Below are 21943 nucleotides of genomic sequence, written 5' to 3'. Positions count from 1 at the left end.
CCGAAGGATGTCCGAAGAGAACTCCATCGACGACGAGGTATCGGCCCTGTTCTCCAGCACCGCGCTCATCCTGCTCGGCATCGTGCTCTCGTCGGCCGGGACGCTGATCGAGCGGGTCATCGTCGCCCGGGTGTTCACCCCCGCGAAGTACGGCGAGGTCACCATCGGGCTCGCGGTCATGTCGATCGGCTCGGTCATCTCGCTGGTCGGCGTCAACCAGGGCGTCTCGCGGTACCTCTCGCGGGCGGACAGCGACGCGGAGCGCCGCGGCATCTGGGCGACGGGCCTGGTCGTCTCGGCCGCCATCAGCCTGGTCGTGACCGCGGTGTTCTACCGCTACTCGGCGACCATCGCGAGCGTCCTCTTCTCGGACGTGGAGTCGCTCGCGCTGTTCCGTCTGTTCATCCTCTGCATCCCGCTCTCGGCGCTGTTCACCGTCGGGGTGGCCGCCATCCGGGGCATGGAGGACACCAAGTACAAGCTGCTCGTGAAGAACGTCTTCTACCCCGTCGTCCGCATCTCGCTGTTCGTCGGCCTCGTCGCGCTGGGCTGGGGCATCGCCGCCATCGGCTACGCCTACGTCGCCGCGACGCTGCTCTCGCTGGTGGTCGCCCACGCCTGTCTCAACCGGCTCTACGCCGTACTCGGCGGGTTCGACCTCCAGACCCGGAAACTGATCTCGTACTCCGCGCCGCTGGTCGTCACGACGCTGCTCGCGGTCCTGCTCACCCGGACCGACACCCTCATGCTGGGCTACTTCCGCGGCTCGGCGGCGGCCGGCATCTACAACGTCGCCTACCCCCTCTCGAACAGCCTGCTCATGGTCATCTCGGCGTTCGGCTACCTCTACTTCCCGCTCACCTCCCGGCTCGACTCCGACGGCCGGCGCGACGACGTCCGCCAGATATACGAGCTGACGACCAAGTGGGGCTTCTTCATCACGCTGCCCGCGTTCCTGGCCTTCACGATGTTCCCGGGCGACGTCATCCGCATCTTCTTCGGGAGCGAGTACACCTCGGGCGCGACCGCGCTGGTCATCCTCTCGGTCGGCTTCTTCACCAGCGCGGCGGCCGGCCGCAACCGCGAGACGCTCTCGGCGATGGGCCACACCACCGAGATCCTCGCGGTCGAGGTGACCACCCTCGCCGCGAACGTCGTCATCAACCTCGTGCTCATCCCGGCGTACGGCGTCCCCGGCGCGGCGGTCGCGTCGTGCGTCTCCTACGTCTACCGGAACCTCGCCATGAACGCGATCCTGAAGTACCGGACCGGCATCACGCCGATCTCGCCGTACACCGTCCGGACCTACGTCGTCCTCCCGCTGGTCTTCCTCCCGGTCACATATGCGCTCTCCCAGTACGTCACCCTCACCGTCGTGACGCTCCCGCTGTTCCTCGTGGTCTGCGGCATCCTGGTGCTCGCGACGGCGTTCTTCGCGGGCTGCTTCCGACCGCTCGACACGGTGATCGTCGACTTCTTCGAGCAGAAGGCCGGCATCGAACTCCCGTACCTCCGGCATCTGCTGGAATCGAACTAGCCGCGGACGGGCTAATGACAACTGCTATGAGTGTTCCCGCCACGTTTCGGTATGGCTCGATTCATCAGCTACCGTCTGCAACTCGCGATGAGCTTCCTCGCGTCGCTGTACGTCGGCTATACCCTGCCGAAGCACGAGGACGCGGAGGAGCGATTCCGGACGACCGTGCTCGCCAACCTCGTCGCGACCCTCGGAATCGTCATCGGCTACAAGCTCGGCGGTGGCGACTGAAAAGGACATTTTGAACAAGTTCAGGTTGTTTCACCGCGAGCGAACGCCGCGGGAGCAACGCTCCCACGAGCCTTCGTTCGCTCCGCTCACGAAGACGCAGTGAGCGAGCGGGCCGAGGAACCCTCGAAGGAGCGAAGCGACTGAGGGGGTGACGAAGGCTTTTCATGAACGTTTTGCAAGGGCGGCGCGTTCAGGCGCCGCCCTTGCAAAACGTTCACGGGCACGATGGGATTTGAACCCACGACCGTCGGATGTCTTCCCCGACCGGAGACGCGAGGCGCGAAGCGCCTCGACAGCGCGGGCGGTGAAACCGCGAGCGGCGCCCGACCGGGATAGAAGTCCGACGCTCTATCCAGACTGAGCTACGTGCCCTCACGGCGTGGTTCGGTCGGCCTCGACAAAAGACCTTAGGATTTCTCCCGCTCGCGCGGGAGACGACCGATTCCGCCGGGCGTCCGTCCGGAACACAGCGCTTATGCCTCACTCACCACTATCGAGACCCAATGAGAGTCATCGGAACCGTGGGCCTGCCGGGGAGCGGGAAGGGCGAGGCCGCGACCGTGGCCGAGGACCTCGCCATCCCCGTCGTGACCATGGGCGACGTCATCCGCCGGGAGTGCCGCGACCGGGGGCTCGACCCGGCCGAGCACCACGGCGAGATCGCCAGCGCGCTCCGGGAGGAGAACGGTCCCGACGCCATCGCCCGGCGCTCGCTGCCCGTCATCGAGGAGGTCCTGGCGGAGCACGACGCGGTCCTCGTCGACGGCATCCGGGCCGGCGTCGAGGTCGAGCGCTTCGAGGAGGCGTTCGGCGACGCGTTCACGCTGGTGAGCATCGAGGCGCCGTTCGAGGTCCGGGCCGAGCGCGTCGAGTCCCGCGGCCGGGACAACACCGACGACGGCGAGTCGCTGCGCGAGCGCGACGAGCGCGAGCGCGGCTTCGGCATGGACGAGGCCATCGCCCGCGCCGACGTCCGCATCGACAACACCGGCACGCTGGAGGCGTTCCACGAGCAGATCCGCGCGCTGCTGACCGAGGGCGTCGAGGCGCTCGACGGCGAGCGGCCCGCGCGCGAAGCGTGACCTGCCGACCAGACGCGATGCCGGCTCGACCAGAACCGATGACCACCCGACGATTCACTCCACACCGATGATATACAGCATCGACGTCCAGATCACGGCCCCCGTCGCCGACACCGAGATCGCCGACCGCGTCGCGACCGCCGTCACGAACATCTTCCCCGGCGCCGACGTCGAGGAGCGCCACGGCGAGATCGTCGCCGAGACCCACTCGCTCGACCACTTCTCGGAGCTGCTCCACCGCCAGGAGATACTCGACACCGCCCGCGGGGAGTTCTTCGGGAGCCGGCGCGGGAACACCGTCGCGTTCGACCTGAAGAAGCAGGCCGCCTTCGAGGGCGTCGTCAACTTCGCGGTGGGCAACCCCGACGAGCTCGGCGACATCCACGTCCGGGTCCGGGTCGAGGAGCCGAGCGTCGAGGAGTTCGTCGACCACGTCGCCCCGCCGACCGAGGAGGGCCAACCGGTCACGCCCGACGACTTCGAGTAGCGCGCCCGCCTACGCCGGCACCCAGGTGCTCACCGACACGTTCGGGTCGGTGGTCCCCGGCGGACAGACGAGGACCGCCTGCTCGCGCCCGCTCGCCGGAACGTACGAGAGCGTGGTGTCGGGCGGCGGCTGGTCGCAGCCCGCCTCCACCGTGACCGAGATCAGCCCCTCGTCGCCCCTGTTGACGACCTGGGTGCGAACCAGCACGCTTCCGTTCGACAGCGCCTCCGTCTCGATCACCTCGGCCTTCGGGGGCACGTCGCTCGGCGGTTGGATCGCGTGCCACGCGACGTAGCCGAACAGCAACACGGTGACCACGACGCTGATCGCGGTCATCACCTTCTCTGCGGTCCCCGGACCCTGATTCTGCCCGTCCTGCCCTCCCTGTTGGTTCTGCTGTCCCTGTTGGTTCTGTCCTCCCTGCTGATTCTGCCCCTCCTGCTGGTCCTGTCCGTCTTGCCCTCCTTGTTGATCCTGCTGTCCCTGCCCGTCCTGTCCGTCCTGTTGGTCCTGCCCGTCCTGCCCTCCTTGCCGGTCCTGTTGGCCTCGCTGACTCTGGCGGTCCTCTTCGTCCTCCCCACCGCTTCCGCCGCCTCCGCCACCGGCCGTCATATCACCACCTCCGCGGCGCTCGCGCCGATAGACGTGATGAACGAGATGACCACCACGAGCTGGACGATCACCGGCAGCGGCGTGTTCACGAAGTGGCCGAAGCCGGCGAGCAGGGCGGTCCCGACGACGAGCGCGACGGCGTAGACCAGGAACGCCCGGCCGAACTGCCACGCCTTCGATCGGCCCTGGAGGCGGTGCTCCTGGCCCTGGAGGTTGAGCTCGTAGAGCATGACGTACGCGGTGACGAGCGACAGCACGACGAGCACCGCGGTCCGCTCCCATCCCATGTACGTGGCGATGAGCTCCATCTCCTGGGTGGGCGCGATGCCGCCGGCGAGGAAGATCGCGCCGATGCTGTACACGCCGAGCGTCGCGGTCAGCGATCGCTTGGCGGGCCGCTCGTTGCCCGAGAACAGCTTGTTGGCGAGCGCGGCCCCGAACCCCAGCGGCACGACCTCGATGAGTCCGAGCCGGGCGACGACGACGAGCGGGTCGCCGATCTCCACGACCCCGAACGTCAACAGCACGACGTACGACGCGATGAAACTCTGCAGGACCAGGTCGGCGAAGTCCGTCGCGGTCGTCAACAGCGGGTCCCGCTCTCCCGTCTCCTCCTGCTCCTGACCCCCGCGGAAGCTGATCTGGCGGGTGACGACGAGTACGACCCCCAGCCCGACGACGGCGTAGACGAGCAAGTGGGTCGCCGACAGCGTCCACCCCCACCACCACGACTCCATGGTGTAGAGGAACGTGGTGCCGACAACGACCAGCGCACCGACGATAGCCCGTCCCTGCTCCCGCAGCTCCTCTACGGCGCTCTGAGTTCCCCGCTGGCTCATCCCCGAGGACTGTCACGGGCGGGAAAGTTTAAGGCTCCGGCCACCCCGGACGCGACCTCACACCAGCGCCTGCACGACCACGAACAGCACGACCACGCCCAGCACGTCGCAGACGTTCGTCACGACCGGGATCACCACGTCGTCGGGGTCGAGCTCGAAGCGGTAGGCGGCGTAGGTCGCCACGAGCGTCACCGCGACGGCCACCACCGCGAGCGCCGCGCCGCTGGCCAGCGCCACCGCGACGACCGTGCCGAGCCCGAGCCGGGCGCTCCCGAGCGCGAGCGACAACAGCCACGCGCCCGCACCGACCAGCGGGAAGACGGTGAGCGCCAGCGCGACGGTCGCGACCGCGTTGCCCGCCAGCTGGTCGTCGGTCGGGTCGAACGACAGCGTCCCGAGGTGGAACGCCGTCGAGAGCCGCGCGGCGAGCACGCTCCCCAGGTTGCCGGCGGTCCCGATGGTGACCGGCACCAGCGTCAGCAGCGACGGGTACGTGTAGAGGGTCGCCTCGAACGAGCCCAGCACCAGCCCGCTCCCGATCTCGACCACGGTCAGCGCGAGCAGGACGGGCAGGGTCGCCCGCGTGATGGCCCGGACGCGCCACTCGGTCTGCACCTACATCCCTCCCAGCGCGAGCACGAACCGGACCGCCAGCAGGAGGAAGGCGACGCCGAACACGTCGCCGGTCGTGGTCACCAGCGGCCCGACCAGCGTGTCGGGGTTGTACCCCCTGCGGAACCCAGCGAACACGACCGAGACGACCGCGACGGTCAGCGCGACCCCCGACAGCAGCCCCGCGACCAGCGCGACCGCCGCCAGCGTCGCCAGCGGCGCGACCCGCTGGCCGAGCGCCACGAGCGTCAGGAACGCCACGACCGAGGCGAACAGGCTGGCCAGCAGCCCGTTGCCCAGCGCCGCCGCGACCGCCGACCCCACCCGGGCGTCGAACTCGAACCGGGGCTCGACCAGCCCCTGGTGGAGCCCGGTCGAGAGCCGCGCCCCCAGCGACCCGTAGACGTTCCCGCGGGTCGCCAGCAGCGCGGGCACCAGCACGAGCAGCCCCGGCACGGCCCGCAGCTCGGCGCGCATCCCGCCGAGGACGACGCCGGCGAACAGGCCGCCGACCACGCTCGCGGCCAGCGCCGGGAGGGCTTCTCGGTAGGCCTGCGCGGCGACGTCGCGGACGGGCATCTAACGGGGCATGGCGCTCCCCCGTCAAAAAAGGCGCGTGTCGCGGGTTGGCGGTGGCTGTGAGCGAACGTGTCGCCTTCCGTCGGCGCACCGGTGGTTCTACCGCGAGCGACGAACGCAGTGCGGAGCGAGCGGACCAAGGAACCCTCGACTGAACGCCCGAACGAAGTGAGGGCGTGAAGGAGGGGTGACGCCGTGTCTGCGTGAACGGAGTGAACGCAGGCCCGGGAGAGCGAAGCTCTCTTGGTGGTTTTCACGAACGTTTTGCCAGGGAGGGCGCGTTTATGCGCCCGACCGCCGGGACGGCGAAGCCGTCCCGAGCTGTTGCGAATCGGAGATTCGCCACCTCCCGAAAATCTCCGATTTTCGAAGACCTCGTTCGCTGCGCTCACGAGGCCGCAGTAAAAGGTTCTATCCGAACGGGCCGCCCCCGCCCATACCGCCCATTCCGCCGCCGCCACCGCCTTCCATCTTCTTCATCATGCGCTCCATGTTGCCCTGGCCCATCCCCTGGAACTGCTTGAGGGTCTGGGCCATCATCTTGTGCTGTTCGAGCAGCTCCCGGACGCGCTCCTCGGGCTTGCCGCTGCCCTTCGCGATGCGCTCGACCTGGCTCGCGCCGATGGCGCGGGGGTTCTCGAGCTCGGCCTCGGTCATCGAGTCCATGATGACCTCGAAGCTCCGCATCCGGTCCTGGGTGACGTCCATCGCGTCGTCGGGCAGCTCGTCCATCAGGCCGCCGCCGAGGCCGGGGATCATGTCCATCACCTGGTCGAGCGGGCCCATGTTGTTCATCGCCTGCATCTGGCGGCGCATGTCCTTCAGGGTGAACTCCCCCTTGAGCATGTCCTCGGGGTCCCAGTCCTCCTCTTCCTGCTGGGTCTCCTCCATCGCGCGCTCGACCCGCTCGGTGAGCTGCTTGAGGTCGCCCATCCCGAGCAGCCGCGAGATGAACCCGGAGGGCTCGAACCGCTCGATGTCCCGGACCTCCTCGCCGGTGCCCAGGAACGCGATCGAGGAGTCGGTCTCGTTGACGGCCGTGAGCGCCCCGCCACCTTTCGCGGTCCCGTCGAGCTTGGTGACGATGACGCCCTCGATGCCGATGGAGTCGTCGAACTGACGGGCCTGGTCCTTCGCGCCCTGGCCGATGGCGGCGTCGAGCACGAGCAGGTTCCGGTCGGGGTCGACCGCGCGCTCGATCTCCTCGATTTCGTCGATGAGGTCGTCCTCCAGCGCGTGGCGACCCGCGGTGTCGACGATGTGGACGTCGGCGTCGCTGGTGGCCTCCAGCCCGTCGCGGGCGATCTTGACGGGGTCCTCCTCGTCGGGGTCGCCGTAGAAGTCGACCTCGGCGCGCCCGGCCATCTCCTTGGCCTGGTCGTAGGCGCCGGGCCGGAAGGTGTCGGTCTGGACGACCGCGGGCCGGAGCCCCTTCTTCGAGAACCACCACGCCATCTTGGCCGCGGTGGTCGTCTTCCCCGACCCCTGGAGGCCGGCGAGCAGGATGGTCTGCTCCTCGAGCGGGAGGTCGGTGCTGTCGCCGACCAGCCCGACCATCTCCTCGTAGACGATGCGGAGGACGTGGTCCCGGGCGGAGGTCCCGCCGGGCGACTCCTCCTCCAGCGCGCGCTCCTTGATGGAGTTCGAGAGGTCCATCACCAGGCTGACTTCGACGTCGGCCTGGAGGAGCGACCGCTGGATCTCCTTGACGATGTCCTCCACGTCCTCCTCGGTCACGCGGGACTGCCCGCTGAGCTGACCGAGGGAGTCGCGGAGGGAGTTTCCGAGGTCGTCGAGTACCATTCTTACCGTAGGGTAGACCGCGCGGGCGTTAAAGGCTTTTTCTACCCTTCGACTCCCGTTCGCTCCGCTCTTCGGCCGAAGCGAGTCCGTCCGCCGACGGTCGACCCGTCGCGCTCGCGGCGGTCTCACCGCCGCTGCGCGACCACCGGCGAAGTCCGGGGGTTCGTTTCGCCCGTCACCGGCCGGTAGACTTATGTCGTCCTCCCGGAAACCCTCGCCCGCATACCTTCAATGCATGGCACGCGATTTAAACAAGGCACGCGATAACTCGGTCGGACCGAACCCCGAACGCCCCGACGCGGCCGGCGACGCGGCCGGCCGAACGACCTCCGACCTGGCGGGCGAACTGGCGGCCGACGCGTACAACATCGTCGTCGCGCTCGTCTGCCTCTCGATAGCGTACTACGTCCTCTTCCGGAACCTGCCGGCGGAGCTGTTCACGCTCGGCCTGGTGACCACCGCGCTCATCGCCGTCAACGTCGTGGTGGCGGTGCGGCGCTGGCACGCGTGAGAACGCCGGCCGGGCGGGCTACTCCTCTTCGCCGAGGAGCTGTTCGACCAGCCACTCCGGATCGAACTGCTCGATGTCGTCGTAGCCCTGGCCGACCCCGAGGAAGAGGATGGGTTTGCCCGTGACGTGGGCGATCGAGATGGCCGCGCCGCCCTGGGAGTCGGCGTCGGCCTTCGTCAGGATGGCGCCGTCGATCTCGGCGGCGTCGTTGAACTGCTTGGCGCGCTGGACCGCGTCCTGCCCGGCCACGGCCTCGTCGACGAAGAGGGTCATGTCCGGGTCGACGACCCGCCCGATCTTCTCGAGCTGGTCCATCAGCCCCTCGTTGGTGTGGAGCCGGCCGGCGGTGTCGCCCAGCACCACGTCGACGTCGTGGGACTCGGCGTACTCCACGGCGTCGTAGATGACCGCCGCGGGGTCGCCGCCCTGTTCGTGGGTGATGAGCTTGGTGTCGAGGTTGTCGGCGTGCTCCTGGATCTGCTCGTTGGCGCCGGCGCGGTAGGTGTCGCCGTTGGCCATCACCGTCGAGAGCCCGCGGTCCTCGAAGTACTTCGAGAGCTTGGCGATGGTGGTCGTCTTGCCGACGCCGTTGACGCCCGTGAAGATGATGGTCACGGGCTTGTCGGCCTCGGCGATGCGCTGATCGAAGTCGAACTGGCCGACCGAGATGACCTTCAGCAGCGAGTCGCGGAGCGCCTCCTCGACCACGTCGGCGGTCTCGCTGTTGAACGACCGGGTCGCGCCCACGAGGTCCTCCCGGATGCTCTCTAAGATCTCGTTGGCGACGCTCATCTCGACGTCGCTCTCCAGCAGCGCCATCTCCAGCTCCCAGAGCGGATCCTCGACGTCCTGCTCCTCGATGACGATCTCGCCCTTGGCGAACGACTTGGCCTTCTGGGCGAAGCTCCGTCCACGGGAGGTGTCGTCTTCCTCCTCGTCGTCTTCGGGTTCGGGCTCCGCCGTTTCAGGTTCGGCCGCCGTCTCCGCGGCTTCGGGCTCGGCCGCGCTGCCGGCGGTCTCGGCCTCGCCGCCCGCGGTCGCCGCGGTCTCGGCGGCCGCCTCGGCCTGCGCGTCGGCCGTCGCCGCATCGGCTTCCGCTTGCGTGTCGGCTTCGGCCTCCGCGGCTTCGGCTTCCGCTTCAGCCTCAGCTTCCTCGGCCTTCTCCTCGGTCGTCTCCTCGACGTCCTTCCGGAAACTCCCGAGTTTCTCCTTCAGGCTGTCGAACATCGCCGGTTACTCGTCCTCGTCGTTCTGCTGGCCCTGCATCTGCTGCATCTGCTGCTGCATCTGCTGCTGCTGGAGCTGCTGGGCCTTCTGCTCCAGCTGGGCGCTCTCCTCCTCGACGTCGCTGACCTCGTCCTCGAGCTCCGAGATGCGCTCGTCGAGCGTGTCCTGCTTGTTCTCGAGGGTCTCGACCGCGTTCTCCTCGTCGCGCTCGGCCGCGTAGCCGCCGCCGAGCTCCACGACGATCTCGTCGAGGTCCTGGACCTCCGCGCGGACGTGGGCGCCGCCGCCGAGCGGCACCTGTACGGTCGAGCCGGTCTCGAGGGCGTCGATGGTCTCGATGGCGTCGCCGATGTCGTTCTTCTCCTCGCGGAGGCTCTCGATCTCGGCCTCGAGCTCCTGCTGCTGCTCCTCGAGTTCCTGGAGCTGCTGGGAGAGCTCCTGGAGCTCGGGGTTACCGCCGCCGCCCATCATCGGGCCTCGACCTCCTCGACCTCGACCTGGGTGCGCTTCAGCCCGTGGCGACCGCCGAAGTTGGCGTAGGTCCGCTCCTCGGCCACGTTCTCGTTGTCGGCCTCGATCTCCGTCTCGAACTCCTGCCAGCCGTCTCTGGCCTGGAACTTCCCGCGAACAGTAAACTCACTCATGGGCCAAAGTCGGACGCGCGGAGGGAAGAATCTTCCTACTCGGGGACGACCGATTCTGACCCGGTCCGTCGGTTTTGACGGTCCCCGTCGCGCCTCCCCGAGCAGTTGGACTCCGCAGTATCGACTGGCGTCCGGCCGGCGGTTCGCGCCCGACGGTCCGCCGATTTCCGTTCTCGCGCCGACTCGCCAGTGTGAAATCACGCAATTGTCGCCCGATCAGCCCATCTGTCCGCTAATTTATCTGCAGTTCAGGTGCTGGTTGGCCCTGATCGGAGTCGCTGCGCTCTTTGCGAGACAACTCCCTAACTCCGGGCGTAAACTCTAGGTCACTATATAGAATATCTCTGTCCGGATGGCAGTCGTCAGAGCGAACCGGTCGAGTCAGCGTCTCGGGCTATCGGGCGAACCGCGAGTACCTCGACGGAGCAGTCCTCAGAACGGGAGCGCGGCTATCGGACGGGGTTCGCTCGGCCGAAACAGAACCGTGGAGAGGCCCCGATCCGGTGAGGCGAGAAACAACTGCGGGAACAGTACGTTGCGAGGTCAAAACCAGGCCGCCGTGCGACCGCGGCCCTACGGCTCGAACGCCCGGAGCGCGTCGAGGCGGTCCGCGGCGCTCCCGTCGGCGAGGGCGTCCCGCGCGCGTTCGACCCCCTCGCCGACCGACTCCGCGTCGCCGCCGGCGTAGATGCGGAAGCCGGCGTTGAGCGCGACCGCGTCGGCGACCGGGCCCTCTCGCTCGCCCGACAGCACCTCCTCGGTGACGCGGGCCGAGTCGGCCGGGAGGTCGTCGACGCGGAGGTCCTCGCGCTCGAACGCGACGCCGAGGGCCTCGGTCTCGACGGTGTCGTCGGTGATCTCGCCTCCCTCGGTTCCCGAGTCGGCGGTCCACTCGGCGACCCGCGTCGTACCGGGCCGGACGTCGTCGTACCCTTCGATGCCCTGGGCCATCACGACGCGCTCGAACGGGAGTTCCCGGCTCTCCCGGACGGTGCCGGCGATGCGCTCGGCGTACGAGAGGTGGTAGAAGCTCCCGAAGTGGACGCTCGCGTCGGCGGGGTTCGCCAGCGTCTCGACCGTGTTGATCGAGGTCCGGACGCCGACCGACTCCCGGGCGGGCCGGCGCTCGTCGACTAGCGGGTTGAACCGCGACTGGGCGTAGTAGCCGAAGCCAACCTCGTCGACCATCGCCGCGCTCTCGGCGGGCGCGAGGTCGGTCGGGACGCCCAGTTCGGCGAGCACGTCGCCGTAGGTCGTGCCGTACTTGGCGGGCAGCGCCGGCCCGCTGTGGGCGACCACGGGCGTCCCGGCGGCCGCGGCGACCAGCCCCGAGGCGACCCCGAGGACGGCGGTCTTCCGCTTGCCGTCGTAGTTGCCGCCGCAGTCGACCGGGTCGGCGTCGGGCGCCGCGGGTTCGACCGACAGCTCGCGCATCGCGTCGACGAACCCCGCGAGCTCCTCGGGCGCGCTCTCCTTCCAGCGGTTCGCCAGCAGGAACGCCCCGAGCGTCTCCGGGTCGGGGTCGCCGGCCAGCACGCGAGCGAACCCCTCCCGGGCCTGGTCGTAGCTCATGTCGTCTGCCGTCTTCGGGCCGGAGCCGATCACCTCGGTCAGCAGCCGAAGCAGCGGCCACTCGCCGCCGATCGGGTCGTCGCCGCTCGACTCGCCGCCCGCGGCTCGCTCGCCGCTCATCGCTGGTTCACCTCGATCTCCTCGTCGACCCGGCCGAGCCCGACCGCGGGCCCCGTCTCGCCCGCGGCGCCGCCGAGGCAGTTCGCGACCGTCTCCCGGACGTTCACCACGTCGCCGACCACGGTGACCGCCGGCGGCTCGACGTCGACGGCCCGGGCGCGCTCGACGATGGTGTCGAGCGTCCCGGTCACGGTCCGCTCCGAGGGCAGCGTGGCGCGCTCGACCATCGCGACCGGGGTCTCGGCGTCCACGCCGCGCTCGTCGAGCGCCGCGACGTTGTCCGGGAGCCGGCCGACGCCCATCAGGATGACCAGGGTGCCGCCGGCCGAGACGATGTCGGCCAGCGCGTCCCAGTCGATGGCGCTGTCGGGCTTGGTCGGGTCCTCGTGGCCCGTCACGACCGCGAGCGCCGAGGCGTGGTCGCGGTGGGTCGCCGGGATGCCCCCGGCGCTCGGCCCCGCGATGGCGCTGGTCACGCCCGGCACGAACTCGAAGGGGACGCCGTGGCGCGCGAGGTACTCGGCCTCCTCGCCGCCCCGGCCGAACAGGGTCGGGTCGCCGCCCTTGAGCCGGACGACGTCGCGACCGGCCCGGGCCTCCCGGACCAGCATGTCGTTGATCTCGGCCTGGGGCGTCCGCTCGCCGCCGGGCTGCTTGCCCACGTTCTCGACGGTCGTGCAGTCGGGGATCGATGCAACGAGGTCGTCGCCCACGAGGTTGTCGTGGAGGACGACGTCGGCCTCGTCGAGCAGGCGCCGGGCCTTGACGGTCAGCAGTTCGGGGTCGCCCGGCCCCGCGCCGACGAGGTACGCGGTTCCGGTGGTCGGGTTCTGGTTGGGATGGCTCATGGTCGTGATTCGGTCTCGGTCGGGTCGGTCGGCTGCCGTGCGGTCTCGCGGGCCCGCCGGTAGCGCGCCCGGTAGCGGTTCGCGGGGTCGGTCAGGTCGCCCCGCGGGACGGTCGGGTCGGCCCGGGTCGCGGACGTGCCCGCGTCCTCGTTCGCTGTCGGTTCTCCCTCGTGCTGGTGGAACTCGCGGGCCGCGGCGACGAGGAACGAGCACGGCTCCCGGCAGGGGACCGCGCCCTCGTCCCCGGCCGGCGATCCGCCGCAGTCGGGCGACTCGCTCTCGGCGTCGCCCGCGTCCCACGCCCGGCGCTTCGCGCAGTTGCCGCAGACCGCCTCGACGGCCCCGGCGACCTCCGCGGGCGAGCAGTCGGCGACGCACTCGTAGATGCCGGTCTGGCGGTCGGCGACCGCCCGGAACGGCACCGGGTCGAGGTCGCCCGCCCGGTCGGCGGCCCAGTGCTCGACGCCGGCCGGGTAGACGGTCGCCGCGGCGCGCAGCAGTCCCTCGCGGTCGAGGTCCGACAGGACCCAGCCGGTCGGCAGGCTCGCCTCGCCGGCGAACGGGCGGTACCGGCCGTCGTCGGCGTACCGGACCGCCTCCCGCAGGTCGCCGATCGACAGGTCGTCGAGGTCGTCGGCGGACGCCCCGCGGTCGTCGCGGTGGCGCAGGTCGTACCCCTCGCCTGCGGCGGTGACGGCGAGTTCGCCCCAGACGCGCGTTCCGGCCTCGGCGTCGGCGGCGTCGTCGTTGGCATCGCCGGCGTCGACCCAGTCGAGGAACGCCGCGCCGGCGTCGGCCCGGACGGGTCGGTCGGTCTCGGCCGACGCCTCGACGTCGGCGCCGGCCTCGGCGGCCCGTTCCAGCACCACGTCGATGACGAGCGGGTCGGTCCCGACCGCGGAGGCGTACCAGACGCGGCGGTCGCCGACGGTCGCCGGGACCGGATAACCCGTCTCCGGGTCGTCGGTCAGCCCCAGCAGTTCGGGGATTTCGTCCTGGGTGTGGAAGCCGTCGGCGACGAACAGCGGGACGACCGCGATCTCGTCGGCGTCGAACTCCTCGCGGACGTCCTCGACGTAGGGCGCCTCGTCCATGAACAGCGCGTCGACCTCGGCGAACTCGCCGCGCTCGCGCAGGGCCTCGACGTGCTGGTAGACGGCGTCGGCGCTGTTGGGGTTGCGCTCGGTGCCGTGGCCGACGACTGCCAGCGCGGCGTCCTCGGGCGCGACAGGCCCGGCGTCGTCCGTCACATCGTCAGCCTCGCCCGACAGCAGGCGCTTGGCGCGCTCTGCGATGACGTCGGTCATCGCGGAGTGGGTGCCGACCGGGTCGGCGTACCGGAAGTCGGGACCGTCCGCGCCCCGGTCGCGCTCGCCCAGCCCGAACTCCCGGGGGAGCACCTGCTCGACGAAGTAGCCCTCGCTGACGAACAGCGGGACGACGACCGCCTCGTCGGCGTCGACGGTGTGGCAGACCTCCCGGAACGAGGGCGCCTCCTTCCAGAACGCCGGGCGGACCTCCGCGAACGCGCCGCGCTCCCTGGCGGCGTCGACCGCGACGTGGGTCGGGGTCGCCGAGTCCGAATTGCGGTGCGAGCCGTGGCCCGCGATTATCAGCGCCTGGTCAGTCATCGGTGGTGTCGGTGGTCTCGGATTCCGCGTCGGCGTCGTTCGTCCGGGGCTGCTCCTCGCCGGCGTCGCTTCCGTCACCCTGCTCCCCGTCGTCCTCCTCCGCTCGCTCGACCTTCGCGGCGTACTTCTCGAGGTCGGCGGCCAGCGCCCGGGCCTGCTCGGGCGAGAGGTCCGCCCGGTCGGCGTGGGGCGGGACCGCGTCGAGCCCGGTGTTGTCCAGCTCGAACTGGAGCTCGACCCGGTCGGGGTCGGTCCGGGGCGCGGTCACGTTCACGGTGGCGTACGCCGACTCCTCGAAGTCGTGGCCCTCGGCGCGGGCCTCCACGAGGTCGAGGGTCGTGTACGCGTTGACCTTCAGGATGCGGTCGGCCATTGTCAGTCGTCGCTCGTGATGGGCCGGCCGCGGGCGTCGGTCGGCGCCGGCGAGGCGTCCATGGCGTCGTCGTCGGCGTAGGGGTACCACGTCATCTTCGTGTTGTGCATGTAGGGGTCCTCGTAGTCGGTCTCCTCGGGGTCGGCCAGCGCCTGGACCTCGTCCTCGTCGCGGGTCCGGATGAAGTCCCGGAAGCTCTCGCCGTCCTCGCGCTCGGCCTCGTAGGTCTCGAGCAGGTTCCGGATGTAGCCCGGGATCTCGTCGGCGGGCACGCGCATCTCGACCCAGTCGGCGAACTCGGGGTTCTCGCCCAGGCCGCCGCCCAGGCCCACGTCGAACGCCTCGACGGGCTCGCCGTCCTTGCGGGCCTTCATCCCGCGGAGCGAGATGTCGGCGATCTGGGGCTGGGCACACGAGGCCGTGCAGCCCGAGAGGTGGATGTGGAAGTCCTCGACGCCCTCGGGCACCGGGACGTTGTCCTTGAGCCACCGGGCGTACCGGACCATCCGGTTCTTGGTCTCGACGATGGACAGCGAGCAGTACTCGGTCCCGGTGCAGGCGATGGAGCCCCGCATGAACGGGTGGGGGTCGGGCGAGTGGTCCTCGAGCAGCGGCTCGGCGAGGAAGTCGTCGAGGTCGTCGGGCGAGATGTCGCCGACGATGACGTTCTGGCGCTGCGTGAGGCCGATCATCTCCGAGCCGTACTCGTCGGCGAGGTCGGCGAGGTCGATGACGTCCTCTGCGGCCATCCGGCCGACCAGCACCGACAGGCCCACGAAGTGGTTGCCGTCGTTCTGCTCGTGGACGCCGACGTAGTCGCCGGCCGAGTCGGCCCGCCCGGCGTTGTAGTCGTACTGCTCGCGCAGGTTCTCGCCGGCGGTCGGCAGCTCGTAGTCGACGTACTCCTCCTGGAGCACCTCCCGGACCTTCTCGGTGCCCCACTCGTCGACCAGGAACTTCATCCGGGCGCTGAAGCGGTCCTCGCGGTCGCCGTAGTCGCGGAACAGCCCGGAGAGGCCCGCCGCCACGTCCTCGACGTCGTCGGGCTCGCAGAACACGTCGATGCTGCGGGCGAACCGGGGCTCCTTCCGGGCGAGGCCGCCGCCGACCCGGACGTTGAAGCCCTTGACCTCCTCGCCGTCGATCTCCTTGACCGCCGGCTCGAACGCCATGTCGTTGATGTCGCCCTGGCCCGCGCCGCGGGTGTCGCCGGTGACCGCGACCTTCCACTTCCGGGGCAGGTTCTCGTAGAGGTCGTTGCCCTTGAACTCCTCGTGGAGGCCCCGGGCGATGGGCCAGACGTCGATGTGCTCGTCGGCGTCCCGGCCCGCCATCGGCGAGCCGACGATGTTGCGCCACGAGTCGCCGCAGGCCTGGATAGTAGAGAGACCGACGGATTCCAGCTTCTCGAAGATGTCGGGGACGTCCTCGACCTTGATCCAGTGGAGCTGGATCGACTGGCGGGTCGTGAAGTCGGCGTACGCCGCGCCGAACTCGGGGTTGTCGGCCGGGCCGGTGGCGTACTCCCGGGCGATCTCGCCGACGACCCGGAGCTGCTCGGGGGTGAGCCGGCCCATCGGGACGCCGACTCGCATCATGAAGTAGCTCTCCTGGCCCTTCCGCTGGTGGTACAGCCCCCACCACTTGAACCGCTCGAACCACGCGTCGTGCTCGTCCTCGGGGATGGCGTCCCACCCCTCCTCGGCGAACCGTTCGAGGTGGTCACGGATCTCCGTTCCGTAGACCTCGTCCTTCCAGCCTTCGACCTTACTCGGCATAGGAGTCCCATGGCGTCCCACGGGTAAAGCGGCGGGTTCCCCGTCAATGTTCCCCGCCGCTCCGACGAACCGGCGGGAATTGCGGGAACCTGCGACGGCGGGTCGGTCGCCGTCGTGGCGCTGGCGTGCTCCGGGTCGGTCGGGCTACTCCGGGTCAGTCGGGCTACTCCGGGCCGGGGGTCGCCAGCCTCGTCCGGCGCCGGGGGACGTGGACGCTCGACGGGACCACGCTCCGGAACTCGCCGGTGTCGCGGTCGACCCGACCCATCGTGAGCCAGTCGGTGACGCCGCTGGCGCCGCACGCGATGCACTGACCGGCGACCCGGCCCTCGACGTCCGGCCAGTCGACGCCGACCTCCACGAACCCCTCGGTGAGCACGTCGGCCGGCTCGCAGTCGCAGAAGTCGTGGCGCGCCAGCAGCCACAGGTCGCTCACGGGCACCTCCCGCGAGTCGTTGACGCTGAGCCACGCCCCGTCGTCGAGCTGGTGTACGGACACGACCATACCTCCCACCAGCACCGGTCGGGCGGTAAGGGTGTCGCCGCTCGCCACGCTTGCCGACTGTCGCGAGATCCGGTGACGCCCCGGAGCGGGCCGAATCTACGGCGCCACCGTGTCAGCCCGGCGCGGAGCCGGTCTGGGCGCGAATCGGGGCGTCCCGGGTACCGGACAGAATCGCCTCGGTGTCCGAGCATCGGTAGCGATTACGGGCGAGCGCGGCCTTATCAGCGTCCTCTGCATACGTTGGGTCGATGACCGCAGAGAAGCGTCGCGCCGACCCGTCCGCGACCGAGGACTCGACCGAGGAGGACAGCGACGGCGACCGCAGCCACCTGACCGACGTCGAGGACGGCGCCGGCTGCACCGAGATCTGGGAGCACCTGAGCGAGCGACGAGAGAACGGCGGCGACGACTGAGCGACGAGGGCGGAACGATTGAGCGACGAGACGGATACCGGTTCGTCGCGCGCGACGGACCCGGAGAGTACTCCCGTATTGAGGACTCCCGTATTCCGAACGGAAACGCGACGTCCGGAGAGCACTCTCGACCGGGGGTAAGGGAGAGCGGGAACGCCGTTCGGACGAGCGCGACCCCCGCCTTCGCGGGAACTGCGACTCAGAGAACTGAGACAGCTTTTCCGAGAATCGAGACGAAGAGGAGAACCGCGTCTACTCGATGTAGCCGAGCGCCTGGTCGATGCGACCGAGCTCCGGCCCGGTCGTCTCCTGGCCCACCACGTAGCTCAGCTCGTTGGCGAGCAGCCCCGACCCGACCAGCGGCGCGCCGTAGTTGATGGTGCCGATGTCGGCGGGCACGCCGAGCACCTCCTCCAGCCGGTCGAGCTGGTCGTCGGTCGCCTTCGGGTGGCAGAGCACGCCCTCGTTCGTGGCGACCGCGGCGGTGCCCACCGTCCGGACGTCGGCGAGCTCGCCGCGTTCGACGTCGACGTCCAGCGCCGCCTCGACGGCCCGCATCGCCTCGCGCGAGAGGTCGGGGTGGACGTAGGCGCCGCTGTCGTTGGCGAGGACGACGTTGCCGGCGGCGTTGATCTTGCCCGGGAGCTCGGTCACCTCGGCCCCGGTCGCCTCGGCGATGCGGTCGCGCTCGCGGTCGGTGACCCGGCTGCTGACCAGCAGGCCGTTCTCGTTGCCGACCGCCAGGGCGCCGACGGTCGAGGAGCCGCCCACGGTGGTCTCGACGGCCTCGACGCCGAGCTCCTCGGCCACGTCGGCGACCGTGTCGTCCGCCAGGTCGGACCGGACCAGCAGGTAGTCGTCGGTGGCGGTCGCGAAAACGCCGACGTACGACGATCCGACGAAGGCGACGCGGAGCAAAGCTCTACTCGGCGTGTTCCGCTTCGACGACGGTCTCGCCCTCCTCCTCGAACCGGGCGGCGCGGACGCGGAGCTTGCTCGGGGGCTTCTTGCGGCCCCGCGACCAGACGGCCTCGTTGATGGAGGGGTCCAGCCGGACCTCGTCGTCGTCGACCTTGAAGTGCTGGGCGAGGTGGTCGCGGACGAGCGACATCGCCTTGTCGGCGCGCTCGTGCTTCGCCGCGGCCTTGGCGTCGCGGAGCGGCACCGTGATGACGCGCTCCTCGAAGTCGTTGGCGCTCATTATTCGTCGGTGTCCTGCCGCCGCCAGTTACGGCGCTTCGGGTTCTGCATCGTGTCCCGGTCGGTCTTCATGATGACCCACGCCGGGACGCGGCTGTTCTGCCGGTCGAGCTTGGACAGGCGCTTCTTCTTGGCCTTCGATTTCTTACTCATGGTACCACGTACTTCCCCACCGCGGCTTAAAATCTTGTTCCTTTGCGGCCGGCCGCCGGGTCAGGGTTCGACGGCCGGCTCGCCCGCCGAGACCGCGGTCTCGAACGCCGGCGTTCCCAGGACCTCGGGGAGCGGTCGGGGCTCGTCCGGCGGGTGGCTGGCGGGTCTCTCGCTGCGGTCCCGGAGCGCCAGCTGCCACCAGCCGACGTCGCGCCACGCGCCCCGCTTGTACCCCACCGACTCGTAGACGCCGACCGGCTCGAACCCCAGCGACTCGTGGAGCCCGACGCTGGCCTCGTTCGGGAGCGCGATGCCGGCGTAGGCGTTGTGGAACCCCTGCAGCCGCAGCACCTCGAACAGCGACTGGTAGAGCCCCCGCGCGACCCCCTTCCGGCGGTGGCGCTCGGCGACGTACACCGACACGTCGACCGACCAGCGGTAGCCGTCGCGCTTCCGGTGCCGGCCGGCGTAGGCGTAGCCGGCGATCTCGGGCTCGGCGTTCCGGTCGTCCTCGTCGTCTCCGGACTCGGCGCCCCGGTCGTCCTCGCCGCGCCCGGACCCGGCGTTCCGGCCGTCCTCGTCGACCCCGGGCTCGTCGCCTCCGATTTCGCAGACCAGCCAGGGGTACTCGGCGAGCGTGTCGGCGACGCGGTCGGCCACCTCCGCCTCGCTCGGCGGGTCGGCCTCGAAGGAGATGACCGTGTGCTCGACGACGGGGGCGTAGATGGCCCGGATCCCGGGCGCGTCGGCCTGCTCGGCGAGTCGGATCTGCATGTGCGAGACCCGACCTCACTCCAGCGGGAACGACTCGACCGTCGAGTACTCGGGGCCCTCGTCGGTCAGCACGCTCTCGGTGAGTCGTATCTCCTCGACCTGGGTCGCGCCGACGGTCGGGGACAGCTCCTCGACGTTCTCCTGGACCAGCTCCTTGCCGCCGGCGTGCTCCATCCGCGCGATGGTGACGTGGGGCGTGAACTCGTGGTCCTCCGGGTCGAAGCCCAATCGGGTCACCTCGCGCTCGACGGCCTCGTGGAGCGCGGTCAGCTCGTCGCTCCCGTCGCTCACGCCGAGCCAGACCACCTGGATGTAGCCGATGTCGGGGAACACGCCCAGCCCCTCGTAGGTCGCCTCGAACGGGGCGACGTCGGCCTCGTCGACCGCGCGCCGGAGGGCGTTCTTCACCCGGGGGAGCTCCCCCTGGTTCACCTCGCCGAGGAACTTGACGGTGACGTGGGCCTGCTCGGGGTCGACGAAGTTCAGCCCCGAGGCGCCCGCGAACTCCTCCTGGACGTCCGCGACCGCGTCGGCCAACTCGTCGGGCAGGTCGACGCTCACGAAGAGTCTCATTCGTCCCGACGTTCGTCCGACGCGGGCTTGAAGCTGGGGGTCGGAGCGAGGCGCGGGTGGCGGCAGGGGGCGCCGGAACGGGATCGCCCGGAGCGAAGGCGATTACACCGTATCGTCCGGGTCGTGCTCCTCGGCCATCCGCGCGGCCTCGGTCGCGTACCGCTGTCGGCGGTCGGTCTCGTCGACCGCTTCGAGGTCGTCGGGCGAGACGTCCCTCGCGGCGGTCACGCTGTCCGCGTCGACCGCCTGGGCCGCGAGCTCCCGCCGGAACACCCGGTCGCCGTCGGGGGTCGCGTACTTGAGGATGATGAGGTCGCGGTTGTTGTACCCGCGCTCGACGAGCCACACCCGGACGCCGTCGGTCTCGTTCGTCACGGTCCGACGAACGGGGAGCGCGGAGTTCAGTCGTTCGGCCCGACCGCCGGCGCGACCGCACCGGGGTGCACGCCGGCGAGCGCTCGCCGGCGTCGGGTCAGGTCTCGGCGGCGGCGCCGTTCTTGATGTCGGTCTTCTGCTTGCACTCGTAGCAGGCGTGGACCTCGCCGTCGCGGCCGCCGAACACGCGCTGGAACTCCTGCGTGACGAACGCGCCGCAGTTCTGACACTCGGGCATCAGTCTGTCTCCGGGACCGCGACAGTTGACCTTTGGGGCTGGCCCGGGGCGTACCTGCGGAAAATCGAATCGCGACCGCCGCCGGAATCTCCATGGCGCAGTCCTTAACACCGCTGAACGCCAAACCGGTTCACATGAGCGACCCCGAGGACCACGACTTCTCCGAGGACGAGCGGTTCGACGACCCCTACGAGGGGTTCGACCTCGACCCGCCCGAACTGGACGTCGACCCCGACAAGGTCGACCCGGTCGACTCCCGCGTCGTCGCCGACATGCTCGACGACCAGAACGTCGCCGACGACGAGGTGAACGTCGAGGAGCTCGTCGACGTGGGGCTGAACTACATGCGCATCAACCGGTTCGAGCAGGCCGCCGACACCTTCGAGCGGGCGGCCCGGTTCGCGCCCGACGGCAGCAAGCTCGAACAGGAGGCCTGGACCAACAAGGGCGCGGCCCACGCCGAGCTCGACGAGTGGGACGCCGCCATCGGCGCGTACCGCGAGGCCATCAGCATCGACGAGGACAGCGAGCACGCCGCGACCGCCGAGACCAACCTGGCCTACGCGCTCTGGGAGTCGGGCCGGAGCGAGCAGGCCTTAGAGCACGCCGAGCGCGCGGTCGAGATCGACGAGCGGTTCGCCGAGGCGTGGTTCAACCGCGGGTTCTTCCTGCTGGAGCGCGGGCTGGCCGAGGACGCGCTCAACAGCCTGGAGAACGCCATCCGGCTGGGCTACCGCAACTCCCAGGTGCTCGACGAGAAGGCCCGCGCCTTAGAGGAGCTGGGCCAGTACGACGAGGCCGAGGAGATCGCCGAGGAGGCCGAGGAGCTGCGCGAGCAGGCCGAACAGGAGCTCATCGACCAGCAGCAGGAGCAGCGCCAGCAGCGATGATACTCAAGGAGCGCGAGACCGACGAGGGGCTGCTGGTGGCGGTCTGCGACGAGGACGTGCTGGGCGAGACGTTCGAGAACGGCGACGTCTCGCTGACCGTCACCGAGGAGTTCTACGGCGGCGAGTCGGTCGACGAGCAGGCCGTCGCCGACAGCCTGGCCCGGGCGTCGGTCGCCAACCTCGTGGGGACGGAGGCGGTCGCGCTCGCGGTCCGCGAGGGGTTCGTCGACGAGGCCAACGTCCTCGAGGTCGGGCGGACCCGCCACGCACAGTTCCTCCGGATGTGAGGCCTCTCCGGCCGGGACGGCGAGTACTTATTTATCGTTCTCGACGGTT

Annotated in this window: 28 protein-coding genes, 1 tRNA gene and 1 pseudogene; 8 read left to right on the top strand and 22 right to left on the bottom strand. The window is 69.9% G+C overall.

Annotated features, from left to right (window positions below; all coding sequences use genetic code 11):
* Positions 1-7: 7 nt before the first annotated feature.
* A complete protein-coding gene (locus tag ACQUQF_RS07400; protein ID WP_435177280.1) occupies positions 8-1537 on the top strand; it encodes a flippase in 1530 nt (509 codons plus the stop codon).
* Positions 1538-1588: 51 nt separating this feature from the next.
* Complete coding sequence (locus ACQUQF_RS07395) at positions 1589-1768, top strand: hypothetical protein (protein ID WP_435177278.1); 180 nt, start codon at positions 1589-1591, stop codon at positions 1766-1768.
* A 217-nt stretch (positions 1769-1985) separates the two neighbouring features.
* Here ACQUQF_RS07395 and ACQUQF_RS07390 read toward each other — a convergent pair.
* Positions 1986-2140, bottom strand: a tRNA-Arg gene (locus ACQUQF_RS07390).
* A 131-nt stretch (positions 2141-2271) separates the two neighbouring features.
* Between ACQUQF_RS07390 and ACQUQF_RS07385 the strand changes: the two genes are divergently transcribed.
* Together ACQUQF_RS07385 and ACQUQF_RS07380 are read left to right on the top strand one after the other, a co-directional pair.
* Positions 2272-2850 carry an AAA family ATPase gene (locus ACQUQF_RS07385; RefSeq protein WP_435177276.1) on the top strand — a complete coding sequence of 193 codons (579 nt, stop codon included), beginning with the start codon at positions 2272-2274 and terminating at the stop codon, positions 2848-2850.
* Between the two features lie 67 nt (positions 2851-2917).
* On the top strand, positions 2918-3337 hold the full coding sequence (locus ACQUQF_RS07380) for an RNA-binding domain-containing protein (RefSeq protein ID WP_435177274.1): 420 nt from the start codon (positions 2918-2920) through the stop codon (positions 3335-3337).
* A 9-nt stretch (positions 3338-3346) separates the two neighbouring features.
* Here the strand turns inward: ACQUQF_RS07380 and ACQUQF_RS07375 are convergent, their stop codons facing one another.
* The 5 genes from ACQUQF_RS07375 to ACQUQF_RS07355 all read right to left on the bottom strand — a co-directional run bounded on the left by ACQUQF_RS07375 (position 3347) and on the right by ACQUQF_RS07355 (position 7782).
* Positions 3347-3949, bottom strand: a complete 603-nt coding sequence (locus ACQUQF_RS07375) for a hypothetical protein (protein ID WP_435177272.1) — start codon at positions 3947-3949, stop codon at positions 3347-3349.
* Positions 3946-4788 carry a DUF2391 family protein gene (locus tag ACQUQF_RS07370; RefSeq protein WP_435177270.1) on the bottom strand — a complete coding sequence of 281 codons (843 nt, stop codon included), beginning with the start codon at positions 4786-4788 and terminating at the stop codon, positions 3946-3948. The genes ACQUQF_RS07375 and ACQUQF_RS07370 overlap by 4 nt, the downstream gene beginning before the upstream one ends.
* 57 nt (positions 4789-4845) lie before the next feature.
* The gene (locus ACQUQF_RS07365; RefSeq protein ID WP_435177268.1) at positions 4846-5403 is read right to left on the bottom strand and encodes a magnesium transporter; all 558 of its coding nucleotides are present in this window, start codon (positions 5401-5403) and stop codon (positions 4846-4848) included.
* Positions 5404-5979 (bottom strand): magnesium transporter, encoded by a 576-nt coding sequence (locus ACQUQF_RS07360; protein WP_435177266.1) that lies wholly within the window; start codon positions 5977-5979, stop codon positions 5404-5406.
* A 411-nt stretch (positions 5980-6390) separates the two neighbouring features.
* Complete coding sequence (locus ACQUQF_RS07355) at positions 6391-7782, bottom strand: signal recognition particle protein Srp54 (protein WP_435177264.1); 1392 nt, start codon at positions 7780-7782, stop codon at positions 6391-6393.
* A gap of 235 nt (positions 7783-8017) precedes the next feature.
* On the opposite strand from ACQUQF_RS07355, the gene ACQUQF_RS07350 reads away from it, so the two are divergent.
* The gene (locus ACQUQF_RS07350) at positions 8018-8293 is read left to right on the top strand and encodes a hypothetical protein (RefSeq protein WP_435177262.1); all 276 of its coding nucleotides are present in this window, start codon (positions 8018-8020) and stop codon (positions 8291-8293) included.
* Between the two features lie 18 nt (positions 8294-8311).
* Here ACQUQF_RS07350 and ftsY read toward each other — a convergent pair whose 3' ends face one another.
* The 9 genes and pseudogenes from ftsY to ACQUQF_RS07305 all read right to left on the bottom strand — a co-directional run bounded on the left by ftsY (position 8312) and on the right by ACQUQF_RS07305 (position 16991).
* A complete protein-coding gene (ftsY, locus tag ACQUQF_RS07345) occupies positions 8312-9520 on the bottom strand; it encodes a signal recognition particle-docking protein FtsY (protein WP_435177260.1) in 1209 nt (402 codons plus the stop codon).
* A gap of 6 nt (positions 9521-9526) precedes the next feature.
* On the bottom strand, positions 9527-9988 hold the full coding sequence (gene pfdA / locus ACQUQF_RS07340) for a prefoldin subunit alpha (RefSeq protein WP_435177620.1): 462 nt from the start codon (positions 9986-9988) through the stop codon (positions 9527-9529).
* Entirely contained in the window at positions 9988-10164 is a 177-nt protein-coding gene (gene rpl18a, locus ACQUQF_RS07335; RefSeq protein WP_435177258.1) for a 50S ribosomal protein L18Ae, read from the bottom strand. Before rpl18a ends, pfdA begins: the two co-directional genes overlap by 1 nt.
* A 573-nt stretch (positions 10165-10737) precedes the next feature.
* A complete protein-coding gene (locus tag ACQUQF_RS07330; protein WP_435177256.1) occupies positions 10738-11856 on the bottom strand; it encodes an anthranilate phosphoribosyltransferase in 1119 nt (372 codons plus the stop codon).
* Positions 11853-12704: a uroporphyrinogen-III C-methyltransferase gene (gene cobA, locus ACQUQF_RS07325; RefSeq protein ID WP_435177254.1), complete on the bottom strand. Its 852-nt coding sequence runs from the start codon at positions 12702-12704 to the stop codon at positions 11853-11855. Before cobA ends, ACQUQF_RS07330 begins: the two co-directional genes overlap by 4 nt.
* Positions 12701-14335, bottom strand: coding sequence for a CbiX/SirB N-terminal domain-containing protein (locus ACQUQF_RS07320; protein WP_435177252.1), 1635 nt, complete (start codon positions 14333-14335; stop codon positions 12701-12703). The genes cobA and ACQUQF_RS07320 overlap by 4 nt, the downstream gene beginning before the upstream one ends.
* Before the next feature lie 91 nt (positions 14336-14426).
* A pseudogene (locus ACQUQF_RS07315) lies at positions 14427-14708 on the bottom strand (DUF6360 family protein); the annotation flags it as partial.
* 2 nt (positions 14709-14710) lie between these two features.
* Positions 14711-16486 carry a nitrite/sulfite reductase gene (locus tag ACQUQF_RS07310; RefSeq protein ID WP_435177250.1) on the bottom strand — a complete coding sequence of 592 codons (1776 nt, stop codon included), beginning with the start codon at positions 16484-16486 and terminating at the stop codon, positions 14711-14713.
* Between the two features lie 163 nt (positions 16487-16649).
* Entirely contained in the window at positions 16650-16991 is a 342-nt protein-coding gene (locus tag ACQUQF_RS07305; RefSeq protein WP_435177248.1) for a hypothetical protein, read from the bottom strand.
* Between the two features lie 248 nt (positions 16992-17239).
* Here ACQUQF_RS07305 and ACQUQF_RS07300 point away from each other — a divergent pair, with 248 nt between their 5' ends.
* Positions 17240-17404, top strand: coding sequence for a hypothetical protein (locus ACQUQF_RS07300; RefSeq protein WP_435177246.1), 165 nt, complete (start codon positions 17240-17242; stop codon positions 17402-17404).
* A gap of 252 nt (positions 17405-17656) precedes the next feature.
* Here ACQUQF_RS07300 and ACQUQF_RS07295 read toward each other — a convergent pair whose 3' ends face one another.
* From ACQUQF_RS07295 to ACQUQF_RS07265, 7 genes are all read right to left on the bottom strand, one after another.
* The gene (locus tag ACQUQF_RS07295; RefSeq protein ID WP_435177244.1) at positions 17657-18322 is read right to left on the bottom strand and encodes a translation initiation factor IF-6; all 666 of its coding nucleotides are present in this window, start codon (positions 18320-18322) and stop codon (positions 17657-17659) included.
* 4 nt (positions 18323-18326) lie between these two features.
* On the bottom strand, positions 18327-18605 hold the full coding sequence (locus tag ACQUQF_RS07290; protein WP_435177242.1) for a 50S ribosomal protein L31e: 279 nt from the start codon (positions 18603-18605) through the stop codon (positions 18327-18329).
* Positions 18605-18757 carry a 50S ribosomal protein L39e gene (locus tag ACQUQF_RS07285; RefSeq protein ID WP_435177240.1) on the bottom strand — a complete coding sequence of 51 codons (153 nt, stop codon included), beginning with the start codon at positions 18755-18757 and terminating at the stop codon, positions 18605-18607. The genes ACQUQF_RS07290 and ACQUQF_RS07285 overlap by 1 nt, the downstream gene beginning before the upstream one ends.
* A gap of 60 nt (positions 18758-18817) precedes the next feature.
* Positions 18818-19531 carry a GNAT family N-acetyltransferase gene (locus tag ACQUQF_RS07280; RefSeq protein WP_435177238.1) on the bottom strand — a complete coding sequence of 238 codons (714 nt, stop codon included), beginning with the start codon at positions 19529-19531 and terminating at the stop codon, positions 18818-18820.
* Positions 19532-19546: 15 nt separating this feature from the next.
* Entirely contained in the window at positions 19547-20104 is a 558-nt protein-coding gene (gene thpR / locus ACQUQF_RS07275; RefSeq protein ID WP_435177236.1) for an RNA 2',3'-cyclic phosphodiesterase, read from the bottom strand.
* Between the two features lie 102 nt (positions 20105-20206).
* A complete protein-coding gene (locus tag ACQUQF_RS07270) occupies positions 20207-20479 on the bottom strand; it encodes a hypothetical protein (RefSeq protein WP_435177234.1) in 273 nt (90 codons plus the stop codon).
* A 97-nt stretch (positions 20480-20576) separates the two neighbouring features.
* Positions 20577-20717, bottom strand: coding sequence for a DUF7563 family protein (locus ACQUQF_RS07265; protein ID WP_435177232.1), 141 nt, complete (start codon positions 20715-20717; stop codon positions 20577-20579).
* Between the two features lie 134 nt (positions 20718-20851).
* Between ACQUQF_RS07265 and ACQUQF_RS07260 the strand changes: the two genes are divergently transcribed.
* On the top strand, positions 20852-21607 hold the full coding sequence (locus ACQUQF_RS07260; protein WP_435177230.1) for a tetratricopeptide repeat protein: 756 nt from the start codon (positions 20852-20854) through the stop codon (positions 21605-21607).
* Positions 21604-21894, top strand: a complete 291-nt coding sequence (locus ACQUQF_RS07255) for a DUF424 domain-containing protein (RefSeq protein WP_435177228.1) — start codon at positions 21604-21606, stop codon at positions 21892-21894. Before ACQUQF_RS07260 ends, ACQUQF_RS07255 begins: the two co-directional genes overlap by 4 nt.
* The last annotated feature ends 49 nt before the right edge of the window (positions 21895-21943 follow it).

This window comes from Halorussus sp. AFM4 (genome assembly GCF_051194995.1).
In the GTDB taxonomy this organism is placed as follows: Archaea; Halobacteriota; Halobacteria; order Halobacteriales; family Haladaptataceae; genus Halorussus.
Note: the sequence above shows the minus strand (reverse complement) of the source record. Positions and strands in the feature narration are given on the sequence as shown.